The 24,602-nt window shown below is 34.7% G+C and carries 23 protein-coding genes; 1 reads left to right on the forward strand and 22 read right to left on the reverse strand.

Going from position 1 to position 24,602, the window contains the following annotated elements:
• Positions 1-490: 490 nt before the first annotated feature.
• The 4 genes from BD809_RS07125 to BD809_RS15570 all read right to left on the reverse strand — a co-directional run bounded on the left by BD809_RS07125 (position 491) and on the right by BD809_RS15570 (position 4,308).
• Positions 491-2,071, reverse strand: a complete 1,581-nt coding sequence (locus BD809_RS07125; protein ID WP_148782278.1) for a GMC oxidoreductase — start codon at positions 2,069-2,071, stop codon at positions 491-493.
• A gap of 529 nt (positions 2,072-2,600) precedes the next feature.
• The gene (locus tag BD809_RS07130; protein ID WP_170251788.1) at positions 2,601-3,149 is read right to left on the reverse strand and encodes a DUF4251 domain-containing protein; all 549 of its coding nucleotides are present in this window, start codon (positions 3,147-3,149) and stop codon (positions 2,601-2,603) included.
• A gap of 325 nt (positions 3,150-3,474) precedes the next feature.
• Entirely contained in the window at positions 3,475-3,903 is a 429-nt protein-coding gene (locus tag BD809_RS07135; RefSeq protein WP_148782280.1) for an FKBP-type peptidyl-prolyl cis-trans isomerase, read from the reverse strand.
• Between the two features lie 228 nt (positions 3,904-4,131).
• Positions 4,132-4,308, reverse strand: coding sequence for a hypothetical protein (locus tag BD809_RS15570; RefSeq protein WP_170251790.1), 177 nt, complete (start codon positions 4,306-4,308; stop codon positions 4,132-4,134).
• A 207-nt stretch (positions 4,309-4,515) separates the two neighbouring features.
• On the opposite strand from BD809_RS15570, the gene BD809_RS07140 reads away from it, so the two are divergent.
• Positions 4,516-5,415, forward strand: a complete 900-nt coding sequence (locus BD809_RS07140; protein ID WP_148782281.1) for a DMT family transporter — start codon at positions 4,516-4,518, stop codon at positions 5,413-5,415.
• 62 nt (positions 5,416-5,477) lie between these two features.
• On the opposite strand, the gene BD809_RS07145 is transcribed toward BD809_RS07140, so the two are convergent.
• From BD809_RS07145 to BD809_RS07230, 18 genes are all read right to left on the reverse strand, one after another.
• Positions 5,478-7,043 (reverse strand): protein adenylyltransferase SelO, encoded by a 1,566-nt coding sequence (locus BD809_RS07145; RefSeq protein WP_148782310.1) that lies wholly within the window; start codon positions 7,041-7,043, stop codon positions 5,478-5,480.
• 331 nt (positions 7,044-7,374) lie between these two features.
• Positions 7,375-7,566 carry a cold-shock protein gene (locus tag BD809_RS07150; RefSeq protein ID WP_148782282.1) on the reverse strand — a complete coding sequence of 64 codons (192 nt, stop codon included), beginning with the start codon at positions 7,564-7,566 and terminating at the stop codon, positions 7,375-7,377.
• 137 nt (positions 7,567-7,703) lie between these two features.
• The gene (locus BD809_RS07155) at positions 7,704-8,165 is read right to left on the reverse strand and encodes a cold-shock protein (RefSeq protein ID WP_148782283.1); all 462 of its coding nucleotides are present in this window, start codon (positions 8,163-8,165) and stop codon (positions 7,704-7,706) included.
• 772 nt (positions 8,166-8,937) lie between these two features.
• Positions 8,938-9,282 carry a hypothetical protein gene (locus tag BD809_RS07160; RefSeq protein WP_148782284.1) on the reverse strand — a complete coding sequence of 115 codons (345 nt, stop codon included), beginning with the start codon at positions 9,280-9,282 and terminating at the stop codon, positions 8,938-8,940.
• Between the two features lie 115 nt (positions 9,283-9,397).
• Positions 9,398-9,904, reverse strand: a complete 507-nt coding sequence (locus BD809_RS07165; protein WP_148782285.1) for a GreA/GreB family elongation factor — start codon at positions 9,902-9,904, stop codon at positions 9,398-9,400.
• Positions 9,905-10,012: 108 nt separating this feature from the next.
• On the reverse strand, positions 10,013-12,154 hold the full coding sequence (locus BD809_RS07170; protein ID WP_148782286.1) for a catalase: 2,142 nt from the start codon (positions 12,152-12,154) through the stop codon (positions 10,013-10,015).
• 455 nt (positions 12,155-12,609) lie between these two features.
• Complete coding sequence (locus tag BD809_RS07175) at positions 12,610-13,482, reverse strand: M57 family metalloprotease (RefSeq protein ID WP_148782287.1); 873 nt, start codon at positions 13,480-13,482, stop codon at positions 12,610-12,612.
• A 565-nt stretch (positions 13,483-14,047) separates the two neighbouring features.
• Complete coding sequence (locus tag BD809_RS07180) at positions 14,048-15,973, reverse strand: metallophosphoesterase family protein (protein ID WP_148782288.1); 1,926 nt, start codon at positions 15,971-15,973, stop codon at positions 14,048-14,050.
• Positions 15,974-16,595: 622 nt separating this feature from the next.
• Positions 16,596-18,680: a CocE/NonD family hydrolase gene (locus tag BD809_RS07185; RefSeq protein WP_148782289.1), complete on the reverse strand. Its 2,085-nt coding sequence runs from the start codon at positions 18,678-18,680 to the stop codon at positions 16,596-16,598.
• A 263-nt stretch (positions 18,681-18,943) separates the two neighbouring features.
• The gene (locus BD809_RS07190; RefSeq protein WP_148782290.1) at positions 18,944-19,237 is read right to left on the reverse strand and encodes a type II toxin-antitoxin system RelE/ParE family toxin; all 294 of its coding nucleotides are present in this window, start codon (positions 19,235-19,237) and stop codon (positions 18,944-18,946) included.
• On the reverse strand, positions 19,228-19,455 hold the full coding sequence (locus BD809_RS07195) for a hypothetical protein (RefSeq protein ID WP_148782291.1): 228 nt from the start codon (positions 19,453-19,455) through the stop codon (positions 19,228-19,230). Before BD809_RS07195 ends, BD809_RS07190 begins: the two co-directional genes overlap by 10 nt.
• A 531-nt stretch (positions 19,456-19,986) precedes the next feature.
• Positions 19,987-21,033, reverse strand: coding sequence for an ACR3 family arsenite efflux transporter (arsB, locus tag BD809_RS07200; RefSeq protein ID WP_148782292.1), 1,047 nt, complete (start codon positions 21,031-21,033; stop codon positions 19,987-19,989).
• Between the two features lie 3 nt (positions 21,034-21,036).
• Positions 21,037-21,669, reverse strand: a complete 633-nt coding sequence (locus BD809_RS07205; RefSeq protein ID WP_148782293.1) for an arsenate-mycothiol transferase ArsC — start codon at positions 21,667-21,669, stop codon at positions 21,037-21,039.
• 21 nt (positions 21,670-21,690) lie between these two features.
• Entirely contained in the window at positions 21,691-22,158 is a 468-nt protein-coding gene (locus BD809_RS07210; RefSeq protein ID WP_148782294.1) for a DUF6428 family protein, read from the reverse strand.
• 47 nt (positions 22,159-22,205) lie between these two features.
• Positions 22,206-22,538: an ArsR/SmtB family transcription factor gene (locus tag BD809_RS07215; protein WP_148782295.1), complete on the reverse strand. Its 333-nt coding sequence runs from the start codon at positions 22,536-22,538 to the stop codon at positions 22,206-22,208.
• 267 nt (positions 22,539-22,805) lie between these two features.
• Positions 22,806-23,336, reverse strand: a complete 531-nt coding sequence (locus BD809_RS07220) for a hypothetical protein (RefSeq protein WP_148782296.1) — start codon at positions 23,334-23,336, stop codon at positions 22,806-22,808.
• 5 nt (positions 23,337-23,341) lie between these two features.
• Positions 23,342-23,593 carry a hypothetical protein gene (locus BD809_RS07225; RefSeq protein ID WP_148782297.1) on the reverse strand — a complete coding sequence of 84 codons (252 nt, stop codon included), beginning with the start codon at positions 23,591-23,593 and terminating at the stop codon, positions 23,342-23,344.
• A 139-nt stretch (positions 23,594-23,732) separates the two neighbouring features.
• A complete protein-coding gene (locus BD809_RS07230) occupies positions 23,733-24,215 on the reverse strand; it encodes a hypothetical protein (protein ID WP_148782298.1) in 483 nt (160 codons plus the stop codon).
• Between the last annotated feature and the right edge of the window lie 387 nt (positions 24,216-24,602).

The raw sequence follows: 24,602 nt of genomic DNA on the forward strand, positions 1-24,602 counted from the left end.
TTAATTTTAAAAGCTTGAACTCTCTTTTAGATTTAGCAATAACTTAGCGATCAAAGAGTTTTATATGGGGTAGGAATTAGTTTAATTAAATCTGAATAAGATATATTCTTACTTATTAGATTTTTTTTTGATTCTTGCTTCTAAATAGGAATTTGTAAGATGATAGAGTCAACTATGTAGTTAAGAGGTACTTAAATATAGTAAAAATAAGCGTAGATATAAAATTAAAAATGATAAATCCTTTCGTTTCCTATATAAAATTATGTCCTTATTCTAAGGATAGTCTCTGGATTTATACCGCCTTTGATACATTGGATAAAGTAACAGTTATGGAATGTAAACTTTAAAGACGAATCTAGTAAAGATTTTATGTGCACTATAATACGGTGCCAAATTAAATTGCTTCATTCTTTATCTGGAAATTTTAATTAGTTAGTAGTCATTACACCTTAAGCGATTTAACGTTGGAAAGCTCTGAGAAGAGTGTGTCTTAATCCTTTTTTACCGGAATTTTGCTCATGGCAAGTTCTGTAATTGCCGTAATGGACAAGGAAGGATTCACGCCGGGGTTTGCCGAAATCATTGACCCATCACATATCATCAGGTTATGGTATCCAAAAACTCGATTGTCTTTATCGATGACGCCTGTTTCCGGATCCTTCCCCATGACTGCTCCACCCAAGATGTGAGCAGTTGTCGGGGTACCCAGTAACACATCAGTAAAATTGGCGTACGGAATTCCTTTAACTTTTTCACCATACATTTTTGCTAGCGTTGAAGCTTCGGGAATAAATCCGCTGGGCGCTTCGCCGGTTTCGGTAGTTGTTCTAAGTTTGGTAATCTTCCCAAGTTTAAGTTGTAAGGTACTGTCTAAGGTCTGCATAAAAAGTAGTACAGTAGTTCGCTTCCCATAGTTACGCGTAAATAACGTTTTTATACTACGCCATGGATGCTTCAAGAAAACCCCAAACACACCCAATAATCGTAGTAATACATTTTTGTTATGCACTAGCGGAATTGTAAGCAGTCTAAAAAAACCGGAACCTTTGCCGTAACGAACAGGTTCCAGATGGCTATTTTTATCAGTTTCTAAAATGGAGCCTATGGCGATACCTTTTGTATAATCTTTCGTGTTTTTTTCGGTAGACGTAACCACCAACAAAGACTCATTATTAGTACGAATATTGCATCCTACTTTGTCTGAAAGATTTGGTAACGAACCTTTAGCTTTCATTTGTAACAATAAAGGTACTGTACCCATCACCCCACCGGAGAAAATAACATTTTTGGCTCTGACTTGCTGTTTTCTACCTTTGCCTGTACTCTTTTTATAGTAAATGGTATAGCCTGTATCACCTCGTTTCTTGTCAATAGGTTGTATATCATATACTTCAGATTCAGCTATAATGGTTGCCCCAAATTGTTGTGCGAAGTACAGATAATTTTTATCCAAGGTATTTTTTGCATTATGCCGACACCCCGTCATACAAGCTCCACAATGTATACATCCGGTTCTGTCGGGACCTTTTCCGTCAAAATATGGGTCAGGTACAGTTTTTCCGGGTTGACCAAAATACACTGCAACTTGAGAAGCGGAAAAGTCAGCCTCTTTGTCCATAGATTTTGCCAGTTCTTTTATCGCTTCGTCTGCAGGTCCAAAAGTTTTATTTTGTGTAGCTCCGAGCATACGAAGCGCTTCTTGGTAATGCGGCTTCAATGCTTCTTCCCAGTTGTCGAGACCTGCCCAACTCCCGGTTTTAAAAAATGCCGGTTTAGGAATTGGAAGTGTATTAGCATAGGTCAAAGATCCACCTCCTACACCCACCCCAGAAAGAATACTGACATGATTTAGATAGGTCATTTTAAAAAAACCGAACAAGCCTATTCTAGGTTCCCAAAGCCATTTTTTTAAATTCCAGTTGGTTTTAGGAAAGTCTTTACCTGTAAACCACTTTCCTTTTTCAATAATCAGGACACTATAACCCTTTTCGGCTAAACGTAATGCACTTACGGATCCACCAAATCCACTACCAATAATTACATAATCATACGTATTTTTTTCAGGGCGCATAGTATCGTTACTTATTTATGATGTTTACTCGTTTTTAGGCATGAACAATCATAACGACATCTAACCTTCTTTCTTTTCATTTTCTAAAACGACTTTTTGCGGTAGTTTTTTCATACTTCTTCTCCAAAAACTAATTTTACTTTGTAGGTACTATATTGCCTTATACCATAAACATTTAGTTAGGATGTATCTTATCATATAAAAGCGTCAATTCAATATTGAATAGGAAAATTACTTTATGATAAAGAATAATTTAAGGTGATACATCAAAATTTAATTTCAATTATAGTGCTATTTCATGAAATCTACAAGTTTGACTATGTGACATATATGTTCACTTATTCTTGAAATGTGTATCCAACTTTTACTTTTGAAATAATCTGAACGAGGATTTCGTTTCGTTATAAAAGAATTATATGCATAGGATTCACTATAAAATTTAAAAAATTAATTATGAGGTGCAACGTGTAGTTGTTGAGTTATTCAGATACTTTTTTGTTCTGGACAACTACGATAAATACAAAAAAAATTATTTTGTTTTCTGTTCAGGGTGTGATAATAAGTTACCTGAATACCTGATTGGAAATCTGGAATTTCCATTCAATATAAGGTTTGCTTTTAAATTCGGATATAATTTAAGGAATACCTGAAAATTCTCAGAATTATTTTTTGCTTCAAAATTGATGGAATAGCTGTTATCTTTGTTTTTAGTTGCCTGATATGCGTTTATGGTGCCATTTAATTGTATGGCATTATCTCTCCCGCTGTAATCGATTTGCATTTGTCGTTCTCCATAATAGGGTAAAAAAGACGAGATACTATCGCCGGATATAGTCAAAAAGTTGCTGTTACCGATTAAAGAAATTGAGTTCGCCGTATTACCGGGTAGCATTAAACCTGAATTAAGTACTTGTTGCACAGCGTTTGTGAGTTGTGGATACGCCCACGTTGACTCAATAGTGAACTTTTGAGATTGGATAATATCGTCCAATGTCTCAATTTGAGCTGCTGTGGACTTTGATGACTTACAAGAAAGCAAAATTATACAGATACCGATAAGAAAAAGGATACGTTTCATTTGTATTAAGGATTGACTCCATGGAATATTTAGTATTGTGAATACAATGATTGTGTTTTTATATCCTACTGTTTTTGATAATTGTATACTCAACAACCGGATGATCATTGAGTTTACACCTATCTATATAAGAAAACTTAAGGATTATATAGATCCACCAGATTCCATAAATTTATTCTTAAAATTAATTAATAAAAAGATTACAAAACATTGTTTAACAGAACTTTAAAAGCTTTCAGGGTAAGTAATTTTTTATTTATTATATAAAAAAAACGCCTGACGTGTAACACGTCGGGCGTTCCTAATTTAATATATATTACTTGGACTAGCTAATCGCTAAAAGCTCAAGTTCGAATGTTAAATCTTCTCCGGCTAAGGGATGATTCGCATCGATAACGATATGATCTTCTTTAATATCAGCAATTCTAAATTGTTGCTGACCGCCTTCGGCGTTAGAACCGACAAGTCCCATTCCTACTTCTGGTTTAATATCTTGTGGAAGTTCTGCCTTTGGTACTTTATGAAATAGATCCTCTCTAACCTCACCATAAGCCTCTTCTTTTGCTATAGTAATAGTTTTCTTTTCATTTACAGCCATATCAACTAATCCGTTTTCGAATCCCGGAATAAGACTTCCTTTTCCTAGCTGCACTTCAAGAGGTTCTCTTTCTAAAGAACTATCAAATACATTTCCATTGTTTAGTTTTCCTGTATAATGTACCTTTACGGTATCATTAGGTTTTACTGTACTCATAAATTGTCTTATTTATTTAATAATTACTGCAAAGTTAAGGCTTATAATATGGAACAAGGCATGGTTTTCAATTAATTGAGTTTTTTACGATTTATAAATGTATTTATCCTGAATTTGACCATTTTTCATATAAAATACCGTCAAAAATAATATTGAGCATAAAAAAACTGCTCAAAAAAAGATTTCTAAGCAGTTTTAGATTTTCAAGTATTTTTTACATACTTATAATTAGCAAATATATTGACCACTCCAAGGTTGATAACAACATACCTTCTCACCGTTCTGATATATAAAGGAACCATCACCTCCACAAGGTCGACTTGAACTTGCACTTCCACCAATTTTTTGCTGATCGTTTTTTGATAATTCTTTTACTCCGTTAAATTTTAAAAGTGTTTTTTTCATGACTATACTATTTAGGTTATTAAAAATATCACAATAAATGTACAGATATATTTTTGAATTTCAATATTTTGATTGACTTATTAATAACTGCTGGTTTAGCTAAGTTTTGAATTTCATTAAAAAGGCTCCCCATATCTCTAGTTGCGCTATCTGAATTTATAAGTTTTTTTTTCGGCTCAAATTTTCTAAAAAAACTATCTTCGCGCGATGTGGATGTATTTAGGCCTTTTGGCTGCTTTGTTTCTAGGATTACATAATTTGTGTAAAAAGGATGCAGTTCGTGATAACGAAGTGTTTCCTGTACTGTTAGGTACTATTGGTTCCGGTTTTTTGATGCTTCTACCATTATATATTGGTTCTACTTATTTACCTGAGTTAACAAAAAGTATAGGGTTGCATATTACCGAAATTCCATGGAGCACTCATGGTTTCATCGTGATCAAATCATTACTTATGGCATCTTCATGGGTATTGGCTTATCAAGCTTTAAAACATCTACCAATTACCATTGTAACTCCTATACGTTCTGCCGGTCCTTTTTTCACCTTTATAGGTGCTATTTTAATTTATCAAGAACAACCTAAGTCTTTACAATGGATTGGCTTTTTTATGATCATTCTTTCGGTTCTTTTATATGCTAATATAGGAAGGAAAGAAGGTATCCATTTTAAAAGCAACAAATGGATATTTGCCATTATCGGAGCAACTTTTTTGGGAGCATCCAGCGGTCTATATGATAAATTTTTAATTCAGAATTTAAGTTTAACTCCGCAAACGCTTCAATTTTGGTTTTGCTGGTATACGGTTTTGATACTTTGTGTCATTTTATCAGTTACTTTATTCCCTAGACCAGAAAAAAGAGCTGCGTTCAAATGGCGCTGGACGATTCCCGCTGTTGGTGTCTTATTACAGGCAGCAGATTATTTTTATTTTAAAGCACTACAAGATCCGGAGGCGCTCATCATGTTGCTGTCTGCCATAAAACGTAGCCAAATACTTATTGCGGTTGTTCTAGGTGGACTGATTTTTAAAGAAAAGAATAAGCGTAAGAAGTTGATCCCGTTATTCGGTATTATGTTGGGAGTGGGATTGATTTTGTATTCATAAACTAATAGTACCAATCGCACGTAGAACAGGAAATGTTGCTGTTTCTTGAAATTATATTCATGCTACGAACTACAGGAGAGCATGGAGCATCCTACTTTGTTTCTTGCCCATTCCGGTCGCTTTACAAACCATTTTTCGTTTTCAGGTTGTTCGTCATAGGGTTTTTTAAGCAATTGATAGAGTTCATCAATCATCGCATAGTTCCCCTTATCGGCTTGGTCAATGGCTAGCTGCGCCATATAATTACGTAGTACATATTTTGGGTTGACCGAATCCATAACTTCTTTACGTTTTTGATCATTCATATTTTCTTTTTGTAAGCGTTCGTGATAACTCAAAAACCACTGTTCCCACGTTGTTTTAATCTCATCTTTTATTTCATCAGGTTGGTAAAAAGCTTCAAAAATGGTACTTAACCCTTCCTCCGCATTTTCTTTTCTCAAGTTTGATAACTTTCGGAAGAAGATAGTCATATCTGTTTCAGAGCGTTGTAGCACAGCTTCCAGCTCCGTAATCAATTGTGCATCCTCAGCATTTATTTCGGATAGCCCAATTTTAGATTTCATCATATTCAAATAACCTTCCTTTAAATCTTGGTCATATTCATTTAAAATTGCCTCAAGTGGTTCCACATCCTGAATTAAAGGATACAAAGCGTTGGCTAACTTGTAGAGATTCCATAATACTAAGTCTGGTTGTGTACCATATCGATAGCGACGATATTGCCTGTCTGTGGTATTGGGTGTCCACCCATGATCATAGCCTTCTAACCAACCGTATGGCCCGTAATCTATTGTTAGACCAAGAATTGACATATTATCAGTATTCATAACACCATGGACAAAACCTACACGTTGCCAATGTAAAACCATGGTTAAACTTCTATCCACAACTTCTTTAAAAAATTGAAGGTATGTTGTTTTAGATGGAGCTCCTATATGCGGGAAATGATGTTTAATAGTATAATCGACGAGTATTTGTAAGGTCTTATGATCTTGACGCGCAGCTAATATTTCATAACTTCCAAAGCGTAGAAATGATGCTGCTACCCTACACACAATAGCTCCCTTTTCATAGGCTGCATTACCATCATACATCACATCTCGTAACACCTGATCTCCTGAAAGCGCCAAGGATAAAGCTCTGGTTGTTGGAACGCCCAGATGATACATCGCTTCGCTACACAAATATTCACGAACTGAAGAACGCAACACTGCCAGTCCATCGGCCGTTCTTGAATACGGTGTTTCTCCTGCTCCTTTTAGCTGTAAGGTCCAGGTTTTTCCTTTATGGGCTACTTCTGCTAAATTGATGGCGCGACCATCGCCCAGTTGTCCGGCCCAATTTCCAAATTGATGACCTCCGTAACACATGGCATACGGACTTGTATTTGGTAAAAGTGCATTACCCGTAAAAATCTTTAAAAAATCATCACTTTGTGCATCTGTGTTATCCAGCCCTAAGGACTTGAGCATTTCTGTAGAAACATGTAGTAGTTTTGGATCTGAAGTTTTCCTAGGCTTTACGTACGAGAAACAAGCTTCGGTAACTTGTCTTCTACTGTTTTCTGTGCTAGGATCTGCAGGTAATTCCTTAGTAAATCTATCATGTATCGTAAGCTTATGCATCACAGGTATGTCGTAAGGTTAATAAGCTACTAATTTAAGCATAATCAATAACTTTATAAGCTGATGCTGCAATCAAACCTTCAAGAATCTCATTAAATTTGAAAGTCAAGTTGTCGGCAAACTATGGGTTGAGTAGTTTTCAGTTAGAACGCCGGAATTTCGTGAAACAGACATAACCTTTTAGGCTCCAACTGGAGAACAATTCTGTGATAGGCAAATACAGTCATGTACCAATAGAAGACGTTAAATTCGGAGTAAAAATTTGAATAAAAAAAAGAGGCTACCTTTATCAGACAACCTCTTTTTATAAACATTGAAGTATTATATATATCTAGATAACCTTTACGTTTACTGCATTCAATCCTTTGTTTCCTTCTTTAAGATCAAAAGATACTTCGTCACCTTCGCGAACTTCATCAATTAATCCAGAAATGTGTACAAAATGGTCTTTTTCAACGCCTTCTTCAGTGATAAAACCGAAACCTTTAGTCTCGTTGAAAAATTTTACTGTTCCTTTACTCATTATAATGTAATTAAATTTATATTATTTTGTATAACGCAAAGATGATACCAATAATTCAAATAATAATCAATTAATTGAATTATTTGCTTTTAAAAAGGTGTTTATACCGAAAATGTATCAAATTGCGAACTTAGATGTTACTTTTGCAATGTTACTTTTACAGCATTCATTCCCTTCATTCCTTTTTCAAGTTCAAAAGTTACTTTATCATTCTCACTAATTTCGTCAATTAGTCCACTCACATGTGTAAAGTATTTCTCTTGATTTTCTGAATCGATAATAAAGCCAAATCCTTTTGATGAATCAAAGAAAGAAACAGATCCTTTTCTTACGGGATCAATTTTTTCCTTTTCACTCTCCAGGGTTTTTGGAATATTAATTTCGATACTTTCAAGATCCACCTTAATTTTTTTTGAAGGATCTGGTGGGGTGTCGGTCAAATTTCCATTATGATCAACATAAGCAAATTCAATTCCTTTTTTCCCGTTTTCTTTTGCTTCAGCTCTACGAGCTTCCATTTTTTTAGCCTTCTCTTCACGCTTTTTTAAGCGCTTTTTTTCTTTTTCAATTTTATTAAATGTCTGTTGCGATTTTGCCATTCGTGTATTTAAAGTGTTTTAACCGATACTGGTAAGAGTGTGCAAAGATAGTGTTTTACTTTGTAGTAATGAAAATTATTGCTAACAATCTAATTTTAAATGAGTTTTTATAAAGTTTTTACTTTTAGAGAAATAATTGATTGCCAGCTATAGTAGTAACTATGAAACAATTTGAACCTTATACATTCTTAAAATTTTCGTTTGCTTGAGTTCTACGTAGTGTACAAGTTATCATATATATACCCTGACCCTTTCAATTATTAATTTAATATTATTTAGATTTAGTCTAATTAAAGTTGTGTTGTTGATTCCTGTGAATTACTTTTGCTGCAGAAATTCATACTATTTTAAATCAATTTAAATAAGAATAATGAAATATCTAACCACCATTCTAGTTTTACTGTTCAGTATGAGTTACAGGAGAGGTTCCTGTTGAGCACCACCTCTATCGAGTTTTATTTGAAGGCGTGGCATTTCTGTTTTGCCTGGCGACTCTGGAACTATCTAAGTACTGGTTCAAGCAAACTTCTTTCGTTTGGGCAATTTTATTAGGGGTATTCAATATACCATTTGATTACGGCTATAGTATATGAAAGCTCCAACTTTTCTGAGATTTTAATATTAGCTATCATGGCCGTGACAAGTGTGTTATCAATTTACACAAATGGTCTAAGCGAATAGGCTAGAATACACATGATTACCTTCAAATAATAAGTAAAAAAAACCTGATCGTTTTATCAGGTTTTTGCTAAAATCTCAGTTAATATCTTAGTTATTCTACAGCTTTAATATCTGTCAGAATAAGTCGGTGCTTATATTGTTTTACCTCTGCATCCGATGGATTATTAGGGTTGCTTACCTCAATTTGATCTTTTTCATAAGTGATTAAGAAAGTTTTACCTATGTTTTCTTTGGCACTTAAATCAAATTTAGAAATAGCTTTTTTACTTACAAAAGTAATTTCCATTACCTTCCCGGTTTCTTTATTCGTAAAGTAATACGCCTTATCCGATTGTCCGTTGTAGGTTACTGTCGTTTCTTCAATTGGATTATTTCCTATGGCAGCAAAGCTGGTAGTCATAATCAATGTTACTACTAATAATACTATCTTGTTCATGTTAATGGGCTTTTAAAGGCGTAAATTTAACATATTTTTTAGAAATGGACTGTTATTTAAAAAATATTCACTTCAAGTCCTCTAAATTATTAATTAATAACTCCTTATTAAAGCGCTACTTATACGTGATTTTTTGTATTTCAAAAACTCTGCATCCTCTTTCAAGAATTAAGGTGGCAGTATCTCCTTCAGATTTGTTAATCAATATTCTAGCCATTGGAGAGGTATAGGCTATCTTCTTCTTAGCAATATTAGCTTCATCTACCCCAACAATTCGAAAAACTTCGCTTTTTCCCGATTCCATGATTTTTAAGGTTATTGTAGCACCAAATCTCACGGTATCATTCGTATGATGTGTGGTCGGATGTACAACTTTGGCCGTAGCAATTCGACTATTGAGGAGTTGTGATTTACCGTCAAGCATCGCTATGGCAAATCTTCTGTCTTTTTCATCATCAATATTCAAGGAAGCTCTCTTAGCCAACAATGTTTTTCTCTCTGTAAGTAACAACTCCATTCCTACAGGTGTGACATAGTTCACAAAACCTTCGGGTAAATGGGCTCTGGGCGGAATTATGGGTACTTCTTCATGATCATCTTCTTTTACAAAAGCTCTACTCATAATGCTCAAATTAAATTATACAATTAGCGAAAGTACCTAAGCTAGTACTCTTACTTATTCGTTAGTATCCGGAGATAGCTTCAAAAGAGTCATCTCCGGATTCTGTTATTATACCGGAATGGAATCGGTAACTTCCATTCGATCCCAATTTCTGTGTTTTGCGATGGCATCTCTAAATGCCTTCGGCTTTTTATTAATGAAAACAGCCTGGTCATCCTTATATTCTTTCACATAAGACGTATCAATTAGCTTTTCTCCTTCCTTATCGGCTGCAATCGCTTTACAGTGCTTAAAAGCTTCATTAATGAATTTTATATATTTCGAATTTTTCAGAAGTTTTTCGACTGATTCTTCGCCTCCGGCTACATAAACCGCATCATACAGTACACTTTCGGTTGTCATAATCGACGCATCTACTTCGTGTTCTGTATCATGATTACATAAAACAGTACCTCCTGTTGGAGCAATCAATTTCACCATAGCGCCTTCTTTTTCTAACAATTCTTTTACCGGTTTAAATGCATCCATATTAAAACCATCGGCTACCAAGGCCGCAATTTGACGGGTAGCTACGCTATCGAATTTGGTGTTTGCCTGACTTAAAGCCGGCGAACTGTCCAAGTATATCTTTTTAGGCCCGGGTTGGTGTTTATCTACATCTGCGTCTGCACCTATCGCTTGATTGATCGGACGTTCAATATCATCTGGAATATCAATACCCAACCCATCTGAAACCTTTTTAGCCAAATCTTCATCAATCTGCTGAATTAACCACAACATTCTCTGTTGGATGTGTTTATGCATACATTTGCCTAATTCAAAGGTGTATGCATTCGCAACATGATTTTTTTCCCAAGAAGCTAAACTTCTATAAAACAAAGCAGGTTGCGAAAAATGGTCACTGAAACTTTCACTACGGGTACGAATTTTTTTAGCATCAATACGTTCTTCATACGAATCAAATCCACCTTCAGCTATTTTAGACAAATAGGGACACCCTCCTCCAAGAGAATTAGGGAAATATGCTGTTTGTCCTTTCGGAATATCCATTTGCATATGACCATCTCTTTGATTGTTGTGGGTGTTAACTACCGGTCGATTAATTGGGATTTGATGAAAGTTCACACTCCCAAGTCGGGATAGTTGCGTATCACGATATGAAAATAAACGACCTTGTAATAAGGGATCATTTGAGAAATCAATTCCCGGAACAATGTGACCGGGCAAGAAGGCTACCTGCTCCGTTTCTGCAAAGAAATTTTCCGGGTTTTTATTTAACGTCATTTTACCCACAATCTTCACCGGTACCATTTCTTCAGGAATGAGTTTGGTTGCATCCAATAGATCAAAATCAAATTTATGCTCATCCTCCTGAGGTATAATTTGTAAACCCAACTCCCATTCAGGATATTCCCCCGCTTCGATAGCATCCCAGAGATCTCTACGATGAAAATCAGAGTCCGCTCCGTTAATCTTAACAGCCTCATCCCAAGTAACCGAATGCACGCCTAATTTAGGTTTCCAGTGAAATTTGACAAAGTGAGACTTTCCTTCTTTATTAATAAGTCTGAAGGTATGAATACCAAATCCTTCCATCATACGGTAACTTCTTGGGATAGCACGATCACTCATTGCCCAGATATGGTTATGTAAGGTCTCGGTAGTCAGTGAGACGAAATCATAAAAGGTATCATGCGCCGAGGCTGCCTGCGGTATTTCTTTATTAGGTTCAGGCTTAACCGAATGAATCAAATCCGGAAATTTCATAGCATCTTGTATAAAAAAGATTGGCATATTGTTACCTACCAGATCCCAGGTACCTTCTTCTGTATAAAATTTAACCGCAAATCCACGTACATCACGCGCTAAATCAGGAGATCCTTTTGACCCGGCCACTGTCGAAAAGCGCACAAATACTGGGGTCTTTCTTTTAGTATCCGTAAAAATTCCTGCTTTAGTATATTCCTCAATGCTATCATAAAGCTCAAAATAACCATGTGCAGCACTTCCCCTTGCATGAACAATACGCTCCGGAATCCTTTCATGATCAAAGTTATTAATCTTTTCGCGAAGCAGAAAATCCTCTAGCAAGGTGGATCCTCGTTCTCCCGATTTTAAAGAATTATTGGTGTCATTAACTTTAAGACCTTGATTAGTAGTCAAGGGTTTGTTACTTCCATCTTTGTAAGAAGCTGATAAATCTTTAATTTTTTTAGAATCTTTTTTAGCGTTTTTTTCTTCTTTTTCCATGATTTTAAATGTGTGAATTTAAATTTTGGTTTGTTATTTTAGAGTAAATTTTATGGTGTGGTTTTGGTATGTATTTGGAAATAAATAGAACTTCTAAAGTACTATTTTAGCTATGCAGGATTTCCCAAAGCTTTTATAAAAAAACAGGCATAAATGTTATTATATTCCTATTTTTCAAGGAATACTATTAAATTAACCGGCAGCAGCTATTTTTTTCAGGAATTCTTTTATGTTTTTAAATAAAACTACAGGCTTCGAACTAATGTTAAAATGGGAGATATTCGGACATGGTTATACCTTTTAAAAGTATACGAAACTATAAAAATTTAAAGGAGTTTAAACACGGAATGGGTGTCATAATACTTAAACTTAACTATCAGAAAAAAGAAACACAAAAAAAGGTAGCAAATTCAATTTACTACCTTTTATCAAGTACATATTGTTCCCTAGTGAGTTTAATACAAAATATTTAAGGCATCTCTATCTGAAGCGGTAAATTCGCCATCTTCTCCGGTATTAAAGCAACCTAGCATGATAGAATCAGCATACGGAGACCAGGGGGTTCCGGGAATCCAGATAGCTGCCGGACTTACTGAAGGTTCTGCAGGAAGTGGTCCCGTATATCCACAACTCCAACGATTGTACCAGTCCTGATGTCTAAAGCCAACACTATGACCTATTTCATGACCAATTACATGCTCTACTACGTTTAAACTATAGGTGCCACTATCCAATCCCGAGTTAATACGAACATAACGATTAGGTCTACCTGCCGAAGTAGGAAAACCTGCCGATCCTCCTGCTCCTCCAATGACTCTGTACACCACCATATCTGCTTGTGATTGGTTATTGCCATAAGAGAGAGTAAAATTAAGCGTGTTAGGCAACGCGTTATAGTTGGCAACTGCCCAGGATAATGCGGTTCTCATCTTAGGAGTCAAGTCAAAACTGGATCCTGTACCTGTCCAACCCAATACCCGTATATTTCGATAAGGGGGTGCAACAATAAAATCAGAATGATATTGTTTATTTTTTCCATCCGATGATTTTAAATCCGGATATTCAGCTAAATCATCCACGGGAATCGTGATATCTCCGGACACCAGGTATTTCTCTTTTGATCCGTCCGGCAGTGGAATATCTTGTATAGTGACTTGTTCTATATTGACCCCCATTTTGAACAGTTTATCCAGCTGCGTTTTGGTGGGTTCTTGAGTTTCCTCCAAGTTGATCTGTTCTACCGTAGTATCAGAGAGGTCTTCTTTTTGGCAGGCTACTATGCATCCCGCGATAAAAGCGCAAAGCGCCAATGTTTTTAGATTTTTCATTTGCTTGTGGTTTTAATAATATAACATTTTGTTACTACTACCCCTATGGTTTTATTACATCCATCTAAATACATAAAACAGCAAGTATAGCTATTACTAACCCGTTACGATGGGTGGTCTTTGGAATGTAATTGGCGTTGGGGATAGTACACCTTCTTACAGGTTGTTTACTTATGCTACTCATCAGACATACACCGCGGTTTGCAACACTGATGCGTGATAGATTCAAATATACAATATAACGGACCTATTAAAAATAGGCATGACACTTATAGAAAATGATCATGTCATTAATTAGCTGACTTATAAATAGTTATCTGTTTTAATTGGAGTTATTACCGCTGTATAAATAGGTAAACAGCTATTTAACCTATCAGGGAATCACCTCTTAAGTTGTAGGGATTTGACTGAAAAATGTAGATGGTTTGGGTTGTATTACCGGTTAGAAAGGGATGTGGAGTTACTATGAGGTGTAGTCTTACCCTTTTTCGGAAAGCTTAAAAAACTACCAACAGATATTCCTCTAAAAAGTTTAGTTGTATTTTTTATAACACATGAGTTTACTTTAAAACACTTTCAAATACCAGCAAGCAGGTACTTTCTCATCAGTAGTCAATGAGGTAGCCCCGCGATAATTCACCTGTATTAAAGGGCATAAGTATTGATTATCATATTTTTTGTTTATAAAATATACCGCATCACTTTCGTAAATAGTAGTGTCTTTTTTTTTATTTACTTTTTTGATTATCCATTTAGTATTATCGCCCCATGAGTAATAATAATATAGTGCAGGTGTGCTAAAGGCTCCCAACAGATTGTACTGGCCAAGTCCCGATTCTAACGATTGGATCTGTACCACATCACCGTCCTTGACATTACCGCTACCTCCTAAAAGCTGCATTCTTATAGGTTTTTTACCAACCCTGGGATAGTACTGCCCCCCGACGGCATTTTTTTTAATTTTGATGATATAATCAATACCACCTTCCATATTGACCTTTATATCTTGCTTGTACTTTAATGCATTTCCTTTTGGTTTTGGAGTAAGAGCAATTTTTTCTTCAAACATTTTGAAGGGGGTATCGGGGATGGGGTCAGGTACTTCCTTACCCCAAGACGGATATTCGTAATATTCGATCTTCACAGAACCAGCAGGGTTCTCTCGGTAGGTCAGGTCAATGATCGCATAACTATGGTTGTAGTACCCATTTTCAATTTTTAATTTATATTTAGTGTTTAAGGGAACACTGTTATAATTAAGTTTATAAGGATCAGTTTTGGTGGGCTGTTCGAAAGCACTGGCGCCTACAAGTCTACCTTTGGACAACCCAAAGAGTCCATTTTTAAAGATAACCTGGTTGTGCTCATGCCCCCAGAGCCAGGCAGCTACTTTATTATCCAGAAAAGGTCTGAAAGTATCAAGCAGGTATTTGTTTAGATATGGATAGGATCCGTATTTTGAAAAGGTACCGTTTATCTTAGCATTACCCGAAAACAGCTGGTGATGAGATAATAGAATAGAGGCTCCTTTAAATTTTTTAAGTTTATCATAATGCCAAGCGATTTCATCTTTTCTAAGCCAGGGCCCGGCATAATACGTATCAATCTGGTTAAGCGGGTACGAATCATAATAGCTGGTATCCATACCCAGAAATTGCCAGCGGTTATCTTCGGTGCGAAGGCAAAAAAAACTTGAATCCTGTACGGCGGAGGGGAACTTCTTATTTAAGCCTTTTATCATTTTGTAATACCCATAGCCAAAGGCGTAATAATCATGATTACCAGGAATGGAAAATACGGGGATACGTTTACCATAATTTTTAAATGCAAGGTCAATAATCTTTGAAAAATTTTGTGCGCACTCAAAGGGAGTCCCTGAATAATAGATATCCCCCAGATGAATGAGTACATCGGGATTATGGGTAAACAGCAAAGTTTTTAAAAGCTGGTAGGCGTCTGTCATACCAGTACCCCAGTCTCCTATAATAGCTACCTTGGCATCGTTTGGAATCTTGTATTTTATGAGTCCATAGTCCATACCTTTTCCTTCCCAGCTATTATATTTTAAAACACCCTTGTAGGTATCGTGGAAAGCTTTATAAACTAATATACATTTTAAAAACCCAGGATCATCATCGCTGTATTTTCGATATTTTTCTTTTAATTCCTTTAACTGTTCCAGATCTTCGCGAATAGTTGCTCTGGCCATATGAAAGCATAGTTCAGATATATAGGATTGTTTTACGACGGCCGAGGCCTCTTTTCGTGGGGTTTGTGAAAGCCCAACAGGTGCCGCATATTCAGATTTAAATACTTTTGCTATATGCCGGTTGGTAGCAGCAATCATGGGATGTTCTTGCATAGCCGCTATAGTGAGTGTTTCCTCTTTTTTTGATTTATGATCGGTTTCTTTTAAGGCCTCTTCGGCGACAACCGATTGCCAAAGGGACAATTCGCGATCGCGAACACGAACTAATGGTGTTGTTTTCATATCCTTTGTTCTGCATTAATTAAGCATAACCATTAGCTAAAAGAGATTATCTTTTTACCCCTCAAATAGTAAAGAAAATGTAACTTAAAGTTAACAAGTGAGATAGATTTGGTTTTAAGTTTTACTAAAATACAGTTTTTATTTAAATACCCGCATTTTTTAAGATACAAATTATTGTTAATCAGTGATTTATATCTGTAAAGTGGTTAAGGTTATAAGTAATAGGAAATCTAGCAGTAAAGAACGAAGAAATCAGGATTCATGAGTCATGGAAACAGTAATCAGGCCGTGACTTAAGTTATATTTATAATTATCACTTTGGTGTTCGATATTCAGTACTCAACTAGTGTTTCTTCTTTTTTGCATCGCCCAACCCCTCGGCTCCGCTCGGGATGACATGAACCAACCCGCCCAAACGCATCTTTTCGGTGCCTACTTAGACATGTGATTCAAACGGGCGGGGAAACTATAATTGCATAAGACGTTTTTAACTCAAATGAAATTTAATCCGTGACAAATACTTTTATATTTATTATTTTACATTTGAAATTCCTCACGCTAGCTTTAGTATTCGACATTTTGGTATTCGACATTCAGTATTCAATACGGTGTTCTATCCAATTCATTTTCTTATAGGTAGTTCAATGTACGATTGATATTGGTTATTGCTTCTTATTGTTAATACTGTAGGTTTACATTTTTCTGGATTATTATCATTGCATAAATAAGGATTCAATTCGTAATTTTCTAAATCCGCGCCTGCAATAGCAATCCTAACTTTGTGTCCTTTTCTAAATTTCCAAGAAATTGGCTGCATGCTTAACTCAATAGGTGTAACGGAATCTATCTTTAAAGGGTTTGTAACAAAATCTTCTCTTCTAAAGGAATGCCAAGGGATGTCTGGTTTCACATCGTATTGATAATTGACTATACCATCATTATTAAAAGTTTTGTGCCAGTTTGTTCTTAGTTTTGTTTCTGAAACATAGTGAACATTCCCGGTACTATCCACATCACTAAGATATACATAAAGGTCTGCGTTTTTTTGATTTGATGTTATTTGTAATAAAACTCTTGGATGACCGGTAACCTTTAATTCTTCTTTTAAGGTAGGACTTTCAAATACTAGGCATTTTTTATCAAGCTTATTACGAAGCAACAACGAATCGCTGGCCATATACATCTGCATAGGATTTATCCGGTTTTGATTATAGGACGAACTATGGGTAAAATCAATATCGTAACTATGAAAAGCGGAATCCTTGGGTTTTGTTGTTTGCAGCATACGACTTTTATTAATGTACCATTTAGTGGGAACTGTTCCTTCTGGTGGCCATGAGTCAAAATATTCCCACCCATCGAAAGCTGTATAAATTCTTATTGGTGGCTTTTTATCCAAATTATTATCAATTTCTTTCAAGTATTTATCAAAAAATTGTAACAGCATTGAAGTTCTCTGATCTAGATGTGAATATTGATAATTAAAAAATTCCCAATATTCCTTTGACATACCTGGCAGATGAAATCTAGGTGTCATAAAAACATAGGTTTTATTACTATCTATAAGACTAGCAGCACTCATCAATGTTCCTTTTGAAAATCCATCAAAAAAGCCGCCAATAATTAATACTGGAATCTCAGTTTCTTTAATATCCTTTATGAATTGGGCAACACTAATTTTGTCCAATCCATAAGTTCTATTTCCAAATGATATTGAATCTTCATAATAGATTATCTGTTCGGCAGCACCCACGGGCGATAAATTGGAGTAATGCTCTTTTGTCATAGATACATAATAGCTTTCATTTGATTGTCTACCGTCCCTGAATTCTATGTTGTCTTTTAGATAATAATTTAAGTCATTCTGATTTAATTCTAGAATAGGAATTTCATCTTTCAACTCTGAATCTTTATCCTCGTCTACAACCGGTTCTGATGGATATGCTGCAGCAGCGGGGTAACTTGTATTCCATAAATTTTTATTTTTAAATTCAATCATTTTCGAATATTCAGTCAACCACTTTGTAGCATAAATACCACCAGGGCGTATTGCCTCACTGTAAGCATCATAAAATATAACTTCTGGTGCAATTGCTTTCAAATGCGGTGATTTTGTGCTGGCAGCAGCAAATTGAGACCATCCATAATATGATAATCCCATCATTCCAATATTGCCATTTGACCAATCTTGCTCTGCAATCCATTGAAGAACTTCTTTGGAATCCTGTATATGAATAGGATCTAATGCAGCGGAATTTCCAGTGGAAGAACCAGTTCCACGCATATCTACCATTGTAATGGCGTATCCGTTACTAACTAAGGTACTTATTACTTTTGGGTTGAGCATTACTTCATAATCGGGTCCCCAAATATTCAAGGCAAATTTTGATTTGAACTTGTCCACCATTGACATCTCTGGAATGACTACACTACCAGAATACGGTGTGTAGATTAGGACCGTAGGAAAGTTTCTTTCTTTTTTCTTTTTAGGTAGCAAGGTTGTTACTGCCAGATGAGTAGAATCAGTTAAGACTATAAATTCTCTGAGCTTCTGGTAGTTCATCTTTTTTACGTTTACTAGACCCTTATAGACAAATTCTGGACCAGGATTGAATACAACCGTTTTATTAGTATGGTATAAGAAGTACGCAACAATACCCGTAATTACAATGGTAATTCCGACAAATAGTATCTTAACTAATTTCATTTTAGAATTGTTTTGTTACAAAAATTGGAAAAAGATCCATGTTCCTTGAACGGCCTATTGAGTACGTGACAAACGATTCAAAGTAGCTAAGTGGGGTGGGAATTTGATTTTGAGTGTTACTAAACTACAGATTTTTTTTGAGATAAACGAATTTTTTATAGGCACTAGTTGTTGTTAGTTACTAGCCATAAGGCAAAAGTTAAGAGAGGTAGCTGAGCGGGTATTAATTTCCCAAGTCGGGCTACTCGATTGTGGTTTAGTGCTTATTCTGTTGGTTTTTGTTTTGTTCCTCGAAAGTTAATGATTTCAATCAATTCCTTTTTTGGCTGAATTCTGTAGATTATATAATTATTTTTATCAACTAATCCTTTGTGAACATTGTCGAATTTTTCAGTATGAGGACAAATTTTAGGGTATTTACTTATTCTATGTAAAAGGTCATTTATATTTTGTTCTAAATTAAGAATTTCCATAAGTGTCCATTCTTTTTCCAAGTAATCTAAAACCTTATTTAATCCATTTTCGGCTTGTGGTGCCCAAACGATTTTTAATGCCATTTGTCAAAACGTTTCAATACAGTTTCATTAGGTATATATTCACCCTGATCTGCTTGTTCTAAACCTGTTTTGATTTCTTCTTGTTCATTTTTAGACATTTCACTCCACCAGTCAACTTGCTCTTCATCAAAAACGGATTTGAGTTTTTTTAGAATACTTTCTTTTTGTGTTTGAAGTAAAAGATGCATTAATTCCAATTTTGTGGTTTCTATACTCATAATCCTAACTTTTATTATAACAAAGATAGTTTTTTATCTACAAACTTTATTCCGAGTTGATTTAATGGTATTTTAGTGTTTTGACTTAATTTAAACCTAGTGGCAAAGCAAAACTAATAATTGTATTAAAGAGGAATCAAGAAATCAGGATTCAGTAGTCATGGAAACAATAATCAGGACGTGACTTAAGTTATATTTATAATTATCACTTTGGTGTTCGATATTCAGTATTTAACTAGTGTCTATTCTTTTTTGCATCGCCCAACCCCTCGGCTCCGCTCGGGATGACATGAACCAACCCGCCCAAACGCATCTTTTCGGTGCCTACTTAGACATGTGATTCAAACGGGCGGGGAAACTCTAATTGCATAAGACGTTTTTAACTCAAATGAAATTTAATCCGTGACAAATACTTTTATATTTAGTATTTTATGTTTGAAATTCAACACGCTAACTTCAGTATTCGATATTATATATTCAGTATTTAATGCTTAGTTATGGGACGCCGGCTTTTTCCGTTCAGCTTGCCTTTTAAGCGTTGGCTTTTGTATAATACTTTTTACGTAACCAAAAGGAAACGCGCACTAATAAAATTAAAGCCGGTACTTCAACCAAAGGACCAATTACTCCTGCGAAAGCTTGACCTGAATTCAATCCGAATACTGCAATTGCAACAGCAATCGCTAACTCAAAATTATTTCCTGCAGCTGTAAATGCTACGGAAGCTGTTTTATCATATTCTGCTCCTGATGATTTGGTAAAGAAAAAACCAATGATAAACATTAATGTAAAATAGATAAGCAAGGGAACTGCAATAATCAGAACGTCCATCGGAATTTCTACAATCAGTTCTCCTTTAAGAGAGAACATAACAACAATTGTAAACAAAAGGGCTATTAAAGTTATTGGCGAAATTGCCGGAATAAATTTATTTGTATACCAATCCTCACCTTTAAGTTTTACTAAAATCAGTCTGCTCAAAATTCCCATTACAAACGGGATACCTAAATAAATTGCTACGCTTTCTGCAATTGTGCTGATTGAAATATCTACAATTGCCCCTTCGAATCCGAAATACGGCGGAAGAACCGTTATAAAAATCCAAGCATAAAAACTGTAGGCAAACACTTGAAAAATACTATTTAAGGCAACCAAACCTGCTCCATATTCACTACTTCCATCTGCGAGGTCGTTCCAAACCAAAACCATTGCAATACAACGAGCCAAACCAATCAGAATAAGTCCGACCATATATTCTGGATACTCTCGTAAAAAAGTAATTGCCAAAATAAACATGAGAACAGGACCGATTATCCAATTGAGAATAAGCGAAATAGAAAGGATTTTTGTATTTCTAAAAACTTTTGGTAGTAACGAATAATTAACTTTTGCCAAAGGTGGGTACATCATCAAAATTAAACCGATTGCAATCGGAATATTTGTAGTTCCGCTACTAAATGAGTTTATAATATTTGGAAAGGTTGGAATAAAATAGCCAAGCGCAACACCAAAAGCCATTGCTACAAATATCCAAAGTGTTAGATATCTGTCAAGAAAACTTAATTTTTTTGAAGCCATTTTTTATAAATTTATTTGAGAGAAAATGTAAAACATTTCAGTTGCTATTTGCAGACTTCTTTCCTTGTATTTTTCTGCCTGTTGTGGGGTATTGTCAAACACTTTTGGGTCTTCAAAAGTTATCGGAATACGTTTTTCTGCACCGGCAATAAAAGGACAACCACCATCCGCTTGTGAGCACGTCATAATTGCTGCGAATTCAGATTTTGGATTAAAATCATCATCTAATTTTTTTGAAAACCCAATGATTGGATGCTCGTTATCCGCGTATTTAATGCTGTACACTGGGTTATCGCTTTTTGAAATGCTGTTTATCTGAAACCCTGAGTCTTGCAAAGTTTCTGCTACCATTGGAAAAAGTGCTGTGGCCTCTGTCCCTCCTGAATAACAAAACACATTTTTAATATTGAAGAAGTTAGCCATGGTTTGTGCCCAAACTTGTGATAAATGACTTCTTCTAGAATTGTGCGTACAAATGAAATTAAGACGAATTACTTGGTTCTCGGAAACCTTTGACTGGATAAAATCAGTTAACGGTTGTAAAACTTCTTTTCGTCCATTTGAAATTGTTTGAGGATCTAATTCTTTGATTGAATTTTCTATTTCTAAAAATAGTTTTGGCTTTGTTGTTGTCATTTTTTTTGAATTAAATTGGTTTTAGCAACAATTTCCATCTGGTGAACAACAAGGTTCATTAGTAAGATTTGATAAGTTTACTTTAGGTTTTTCTACCGGAATTCCGCATTTGTCTTTGGCCAAACAGTCGGTTTGTTTATTGGTAAGCAAGAAATGTTGTCCGTCAAAATCAAGTCCGAATTTCCCAATGGTATCCGCTTGATATTCTACTTCGATTTCCAAATCAGCTATTTTTAAAACCTTTTCAGATAGTTCAATAATATTTAATAGTTTTTCGGGATGCAATCTATGATCGTAGTCGTTTGCATTCCAAAGTTGGAAGTTCACCACATCTTCTTTTCTTTCAGTTCCGCCACAATCAATAAAATGTTTTGTGATTTTACCAACTTCGGTGACATGAAAGTGATTTGGCACTAATTCTCCATTTGGTAATTGAAAACCTATAGTTTCCAATTCTTTTAATACTGATTTTGCTTGTGATAATTTCATAGCTATATTTGTTTATTGCGATTTTGCGATTAATCAAGGCAAATTTTTTAACAGCAATCTTGATTTTCGCTTACGTCTTGATTAAGAAATTCGGTCATAACAGTTTTCATTGCTATCCAATTTTCTTTATGAATGCAGTAACAAACACTTGTTCCCTCTACATTTCCTTTAATCAAGCCTAAATGTTTCAATTCTTTTAAATGTTGTGAGATCGTAGGTTGAGCCAATCCGATTTCACTTACTAAATCTCCGCACGCACACGAGCTAATTTTAAACAAATGTTGTAAAATTGCAACTCTTGCAGGATGTCCAAATACTTTAGCAAAAAGAGATATCTCATTTTGTTTATCTGTAAACATTTCGGTTTTTGCTAATCCCATTTTCCCTCTTTATTTATTCATTGCAATATTACGATTAATATATTAATGTTCAAAGTTTTTTTGAGCATAGGCAGAAAATAACTTCATTATTTACCTGTTAGACATGTTCAACGTCATCTAGATCTATAGAAATACATAGCAATCCCCATACTAAATAATATCGACCCGGTTTAGTCAACACGGCCTTCATGCTCGGTCATACCGACCACATGAATACTTAGTTGTTACAAATAGTACTTTATCAATCACAACTATTATTATAATAATTTATGATTTTATAAACATCTTTTTTTTTAAATCTTTCTTTTTAATTTTCTCAACTAAACTTGTGCAGTTTTCTAAAATTTTCAAATGTTTCTTTTTCAGTCTAGTTCCAACTCTTTGAAGTTTGTCTTCTACAAGGATGAAATAAATTGTTGCAGAACCACCACCGAAAGTCATTCCTGTTCCTCCACCAGCAAACCCATTAGGTATGGTATGACCTGGATTATAAACTTCATTACTATATAGTGATATTTTTCCTTTTATATTTTCCTTTAATAGTCTTGGGGGAAATCCGTCTTGATATTTTATATATCTATATTTTTCGCCTTCTGTATCGAATCCCGTAATTGTTTTATAATCATAAAAGGTAGATTTTGAATCTTTCGTAGACTTAAATTTAATTCCTCCAAATGTTTTGATTCTAACCAAACCTTCTAATTTAGTAGAGTCTTTCAAAAAAACCGTTCCTTTATTAAATTGGGCATTTACTAAAGAAAACGAAAAGACCAAAAGAATCGTGAAAATATTCTTCATTATATCTATCTATTTATATTTTCAATAATCAAGTTTTCATCATTATACCAATTACCGTTTTTATATGTAATCGTACCATATTTTGAATGGTAAAAAACATTTCCTAATTCAACGTTCTTTTCTATTCCAACAACATAATCAGGAACACATACTCCATTATCTAGTTGGGTATATCCATCATCACAAGGGTCACTGTCACAACTGATGACAAAAACACTTATTATTATCACTATTAAAACTAAACTTGTTTTTTTCATTTTTTTCTGAATTTTGGTTTTGTATTATTTGTAACGGTGGCAATATGGCATGAAGCGGATTGCGAGCGATTCACTATCAAACCGAGATGAAGCTGAAACGGGATAAACCCGCTCCAATTAAGCACTTCACCGCTTTTTGCTATATTGCGTGTTGTACTGCGTTTTTCAACATCAATATATTAGTTATCAACTCTTTATTCTTATCTCTAAGAACGATTATTCCATCATAATATTCAATCTCAAATCTCATAGACTCTAATTTCACATGTTTTAAATATCTATCGTATTCCTTGTCCAATTGTATTTTCATAATATAATCTTTCAATTCATCTTTCCATTTTTCAATCAAGATAAGTTCTCCCGTTTTTGTATTTATTTTATGCGCATTATCTCTAGTCAGCAAATCCTCTAAGAAATCATAAATTGTTTCACTTGTCAGCATCACAATCAAATTCTCATCATAGTAATTGTATCTTACTTGTATCTCATCTTTACTAATTATTTTGACAATAATCTTATTTATCGGATTCAGTAATTCAGCAGAATTATCATTCATATAATCCGCACGATGCTCATGTAATTGTCCGAGTAAAAATAGTTTATATATGATTTCTTTATCCATTCAAAACACAACTTAATCAATTTATCTTTCTTACTTTATTTGTTATCAAAATCAATGCTTTTGATAATCTCGAATCAAGATTCTCCATGTAATATCTTAATGAATGCACAAGGGTTCTCTAAAATGCAGTACAACGCTAAATATATGAATCGGAGCAAGGCAAGTATACCTGAACCAATTGATTTATCTGCGCATTTTTATTTCTTGTTAATTTATAAAAATCTAGCGCCATCGCAAAAAGGAAATGACCTTTTGATTTGACACTAAACTATTGCTCTGATTTCATATATAATGTTGAACTAAACCTAAAGGTAGCTTTTTGATTTTAATTGTATTAGCTACCTTTAGGAGAGGTTAAATATATAAAGCTTGAAATTATGAAAAAAA

Source organism: Aquimarina intermedia (assembly GCF_008124785.1).
In the GTDB taxonomy this organism is placed as follows: domain Bacteria; phylum Bacteroidota; class Bacteroidia; order Flavobacteriales; family Flavobacteriaceae; genus Aquimarina; species Aquimarina intermedia.